General features: G+C 26.6%; 5 protein-coding genes. 2 read left to right on the top strand and 3 right to left on the bottom strand.

Features of this window, described 5'->3' with window-relative positions; all coding sequences use genetic code 11:
- Together Q5F54_RS09845 and Q5F54_RS09850 are read left to right on the top strand one after the other, a co-directional pair.
- Positions 1 to 271 (top strand): hypothetical protein (locus Q5F54_RS09845; RefSeq protein WP_331562667.1); only part of this gene is annotated, 271 nt, incomplete at its 5' end.
- A gap of 96 nt (positions 272 to 367) precedes the next feature.
- The gene (locus Q5F54_RS09850; RefSeq protein ID WP_302334338.1) at positions 368 to 2041 is read left to right on the top strand and encodes a recombinase family protein; all 1674 of its coding nucleotides are present in this window, start codon (positions 368 to 370) and stop codon (positions 2039 to 2041) included.
- On the opposite strand, the gene Q5F54_RS09855 is transcribed toward Q5F54_RS09850, so the two are convergent.
- The 3 genes from Q5F54_RS09855 to Q5F54_RS09870 all read right to left on the bottom strand — a co-directional run bounded on the left by Q5F54_RS09855 (position 1979) and on the right by Q5F54_RS09870 (position 5514).
- Entirely contained in the window at positions 1979 to 2992 is a 1014-nt protein-coding gene (locus tag Q5F54_RS09855; protein WP_331562670.1) for an FAD-dependent oxidoreductase, read from the bottom strand. The genes Q5F54_RS09850 and Q5F54_RS09855 overlap by 63 nt on opposite strands.
- Before the next feature lie 22 nt (positions 2993 to 3014).
- A complete protein-coding gene (locus tag Q5F54_RS09860) occupies positions 3015 to 3959 on the bottom strand; it encodes a 2Fe-2S iron-sulfur cluster-binding protein (protein WP_071119768.1) in 945 nt (314 codons plus the stop codon).
- A gap of 1114 nt (positions 3960 to 5073) precedes the next feature.
- The gene (locus Q5F54_RS09870; RefSeq protein ID WP_277230392.1) at positions 5074 to 5514 is read right to left on the bottom strand and encodes a MarR family winged helix-turn-helix transcriptional regulator; all 441 of its coding nucleotides are present in this window, start codon (positions 5512 to 5514) and stop codon (positions 5074 to 5076) included.
- Positions 5515 to 5702: the final 188 nt, after the last annotated feature.

Consider the following 5702-nt stretch of genomic DNA (forward strand, 5'->3'; position numbering starts at 1 on the left):
TCATCCTAATATTAATACTTTTAAGATACATGAAATAGATCCTGTTTGGGTTAAAGATCTTGAACTAGAAGCAGATACTTTTGCTTCAGAATTTTTATTAGATGATGATGTTTTTGAAAAATATATTGATTTAAGTTTTGAGCAACTAGCTTCTGAAGTTTGTGTTTCTCTTCACCTTGTTATGCTTAAATTTAATAATTTAAGTGATGATAAGAAAAAAGAGCTTGAAGAACTTTATATAAATAATTATTCAGTTTTTAATTCTATTTAATCATTATACTTAAGGTTTATTTGGGAATAATTACTTTTTGTTTTTCATTATATTTTATATATAAAGTTTGATACTAATTACTAGGAGGTGAAATTTATGAAAGTTGCAATTTACTCAAGAAAATCTAAATTTACAGGTAAAGGTGATTCTATCGAAAACCAAGTTCAACTATGCACAGAATATGCTAAAAATCTTGGTGTTAATCCTACTGATATTTTAGTTTATGAAGATGAAGGTTTCTCTGGTAAAAATATAAATAGACCACAATTTATGAAAATGATGGAAGATGCTAAACTTAAGAAATTTGATACTATCATTTGTTATAGACTAGACCGTATAAGTCGTAATGTTTCTGACTTCTCTAGTTTAATTGATGAATTATCTTCTCTTTCTATAGGCTTTATATCTATTAAAGAACAATTTGATACTACTACTCCAATGGGAAGAGCTATGATGTTTATATCAAGTGTCTTTGCACAATTAGAAAGAGAAACTATCTCTGAACGTGTTCGTGATAATATGAGAGAACTTGCTAAAGATGGTAAATGGCTTGGTGGTCAGTTACCTCTAGGATATGATAACGAAGAAGTAAAGTATATAGCCGATGGTAAAGAACGTAGATATTTTGTTTTAAAAGTTAATGAAGATGAAATTAAACTTGTAAATGATATTTATAATAAGTTTTTAGAACTTCGTTCTTTAACTAAAGTTAGTGAGTATTTATATAAGAATAATATAAAAGGTAAAAATAATGGTACTATTACTCCATCTATGGTTAAAGATATTTTAACTAACCCTATTTATGTTAAATCTAGTAATCTAACTCACCAATACTTTGAATTAAATGATATTAATGTTACAGGTGAACCTAATGGATGTGGTTATTTAACTTATGGTAAACATAAAAATGGTAAAAAAACGGATAAATCTAATTGGATATATGCTATTTCAAAACATGAAGGAGTTATTGATGATTTAACTTGGCTTGATATTCAAAAGGTTGTTGATAAACAAAGTAAAAGAGGATGTAGAACAGGATCAGGTAAGAATGGAATTTTATCAGGTGTACTAAAGTGCGCTAAGTGTGGAAGTGCTATGGTTTTAACTTATTCTTCTCGTGGTAAGGACAAGGAAAACAGGTCTTATTATTATAAATGTAATAAGAAGTATACTATGTATAAGTGTAATAATGCTAATGTTAATGGTTCTGAGATTGAGAATTTTGTTATCGATAAGATTAAGGTATGTGATAAAGATATTTTAGTAAATGAATATAAAAAGCTTAAAATGGATTTTAGTAGTCTAAAAAAAGATAATGGTATGTTAGATATTCAAAAGCAAATAGATGACAAGGAGAAGGCTATTAAGCAGCTTGTACTTAATCTTAGTGAAACTAATAATGCTACTGTTTCTAAATATATCTTATCTCAAATTGAAAAGCTTGGTGATGAAGTTGATAATCTTAAGGTTAAGTTAGATGGTTCTAGTGTTGTTGAGAATAATATTGATGCTGAAATTTTGAATATTGATTTGATTATTGATAATTTGGAAAGGTTTAATAAGTGTATTGATGAAGCTAGTGTTGAGGAGAAGAAGGTTTTAGTTAGTTCTGTTGTTGATAGGGTTGTTTGGGATGGTGATAATGGAGAGGTTATTATTGTTTATCATGGTTTTGATGAGGAGCAGTTTAAGGATAATTGTTTGCATTTAGATACGGAGCGCATCTGTATGGCCTACATAAAATCCTGCTTTTTCTCCACCGACAAATAAATTAGCCATTCCCTTAGCTCTCATATAATTATCTCTTTTTGCAACAGACATATATCTAATAGAGTTTCCCTTACCTCCAGAGTAAGGATCTACTATAAGCGCATTTTCAAATCCTGGTACCATTCGTAAAACTTCTAAATTATAAAAAGGTTCCATAAGTTTCGCATGACCTGTATCAATTAACACTATATTATGTGCAAAAGCTGGTAACGCATATTGTTGACATACCTTTATATCTAATATGCCCTCATTTACAAGTTCTTTAGGCAATGGAACTACTGCACATCCTTTTTCATCTAAATCTTTTTGTATTTCTTCACTTAAAGACTCTTTTAAAAGTTTCATAGAACCACTAAATGCACCATAATCTCCGTTTTTTCTCTTACCTACCATATCCTCTAATCCACATTTGCTAGTTATACTTACTCTACCTCCAAAAGATGGACATCTTAGTACACACATTGCACATCCATTACCATAAGCTGTGCAGTTTCCCATAGGTCCTGTTGAACCTGTAGTTTCAACAAATGCATCTCCGTATATAACTTCGCCATCTTCTAGTATAACTGCAACTAATTTATCATCATTAAGTTTAACATCTACAACTCTACTAAAAAATCTAATATCTATACCCATCTCTCTAACTTTATCTCTTACAGGTTTCTCTATCTTAGTTACATTATAAATAGTTGCATGGCTATGTCCTGGAAAATCTATATTACTATGAGTTGCATATTTATCAGTTATCTCAAATAACTCCCTTGCTCCAAGTGCTATTGCCTCTTCTGTAGCACTATATCTACCATTATTTCTCATTATTCCACCAACGTTGCCAAGCCCTAGAAGCAAGTCTGTTTTTTCTAATATTAAAACATCTGCACCTGCTTTTTTAGCAGCTATTGCAGCTGCACATCCTGCCCATCCGCCTCCAATAACAACTACTTTTGCCATAATACTTCCCCCTAAAACTTAATTAAATACTTTTTAAATATTCTCTACTATTAACTTGTGTTTTACATGTTTTAACCTTAACTCCATTCAAGTCTATGCTACAAGCACCACATATTCCCTCTCCACAACAAATTAAATTATTGTTAGAAACCGCTAGCTTTATATTTTCATCTACATAATCAACTATATCCATAACTGATTTATTAAAATGATTACTTCCTCCACTATATACTAATTTTATATAGTTAGATTTGATATAGTCACTTATAAATTCCTTATCCTGTGCTATATCAATATGATATATATTAGCTCCTAAATCATATATTTTTTGAACAACATTATCTAAAATTACTCCATTATGATTTATAAATACATCTACTTTATTGCCATTTTCTATTAATCTTCGTATTACATTTATTGAATTTACTTGTGATAAGCCATTTAAGATGATTAAACAATTTGATTTTGATGTGCTTTTTATATCTTTTATACCAAATAATCCATTAAAATAGGGTCCCTTAATATAAACTTGATTAAAATTTATTATACCTTTTGTTTTTATTCCTATAGGTCTTACAATTACTTCTAATATATTTTTATCTAAGTCAACATCCATTACAGAAATAGGAGCACTAAATATATCACTTTCTTTATCTTTTCTTTTAATTAAAACATATGCTCCTGGACTTCGTAAATCTTTTGATAATTCTTTTGGTATTTTTATTCTAATCAAATAAGTATTGTCTTCAACAACCTTCATAGATTCTATGTCACACAAATATTCACTTCTCTGTACTACTGGAGAATTTTTATTGTGCTTAACCTCGTTGTAAATACACACACCTTGCCACATACAATCACATGTTTTATTTTTATTTAACATATTACATCTTATACAATCATTAGAGTATGCAAGATGACATGGACAATATTTACTTCCAGAATCTGCACATGATAAAGTTTTCATTTTTCTCACTTCCTTAAAACGAGATTTTCAATTGTCTTAATATCTATACTATATAATTTATTATTTATACCATTTTTTTGTTACAAAAGTATTTTTTAATACTTCTATTTTATAAACTTCAAAAATATAATTTATTAATAACAAGTTGTTTTAATGTAATATTTATTATTTAAATTAAAACTGTCTTATTGTCCCATTTAATATATCTTATATAAAAGTATTAAGTATTACTTCAAGATAAGAATTTAATTAGTTAAAATAGTTAAATTAAAATTTATATAAAGGAGATTTATATGGAAAATACCTTTCTTTTTTCAAATGATCATTTAATTATGTTATTAATTTTTTCCGTATTTTTGTACTTATGCCCTAAACTAACAAAGCATCTATTGCCATACAGCTATATAGTTGAAAAAGTAATTTGTATTTTAATTATATTAGAAATTACTTTCGAGCAGTTTTCTTATATCTCAATGGGGAGTTATGATGTATACACTTGTTTACCTATTAGAATATATAGATTTGCATCTTATATTTGTATAGCTATATTATTTTTTAAAAATTATCAATTATTTAATATATTTTTCTCTTGGAGTTTAGTGTGCTCTATAGGAGGTATGATCTTCTTCCCAAACATAGGATATAGATATCCAAATATATTATATTACTTATTCTTCTTTTCAAATTGTATATTAGTCTATACTACAGTTTATCTAACTGAGGTTAGAAAGTTTACTATAAATAAATATGCATTAAGGGATAATTTCAATTTCTGCATACTTTATTTCTCTTTCATTTATTTTTTAAATACTTTTACAAATGCAAATTACCCTTACAGCTTTTCAAGCTATAGTTTACTAAGTTCAATTTTATTTACTTTAATTACAACTATAATCTATATACCAATCTTATTTTTTAATAGAGAACTTACCTTTAATTTTAGAAGTAAGAAAAAATAATTTTATTTATAATAAAAAAGCTCGCTATTTATAGCGAGCAAATAACTTTTTATTTTCAAATTTAATGTAAGAAGAAAATAAAAATCTTAGGCTAATTAAATTATAGCATAACTTAGTCAATACTTAAATTCTTTATTTTCTATATTTTCCTATAATTATATCATTTTACCTATAATTTCTCCTATATCATTCATACATATAAGCAATTTATGTTTATCTTCCATACTTAATTTATCTATTTTTTCATCAATAACATCAACAAATTTCATTACTTGTTCATCAAATACTTCTAATCCCTCTTTTGTAATTCCATAGAATGTATTTCTCCTATCTCTTTTATCTTCTTCTCTATATACATACTTCTTTTCTACAAGCTTATTAAGTAATATACAAAGACTTGAAGTTGAAACATGTAATTGAGTACTTAAGTTTTTAAGTTCCATTTTATTATGTCTTTTTAATTCTGATAATGCAAAAAACTGCTTCTCTGTAAGACTTTTATCTATTTTATATCTATCTTTATTTACTATTTTTATCAAATTATAAAAACTATCTATGTTATTTAATATTGAAATAGATATTTCTTTATTGTTCATAATGTCACCTCAATAATGCAGATAATATTTTTATACTACTTTGTTAATTTTTATTATACTATATGCACATATTATTTACTATTAAAATCATTTTATTTTAAAAACAATAAAAACTGATACTTAAAAGTATCAGTCAGATTGTAGACAAATAGCCATTTTTAACTTATATAAAATGGCTATTTTCTTTT

Origin of the sequence: uncultured Romboutsia sp. (genome assembly GCF_958366745.1) — a bacterium.
In the GTDB taxonomy this organism is placed as follows: Bacteria; Bacillota; Clostridia; order Peptostreptococcales; family Peptostreptococcaceae; genus Romboutsia; species Romboutsia timonensis.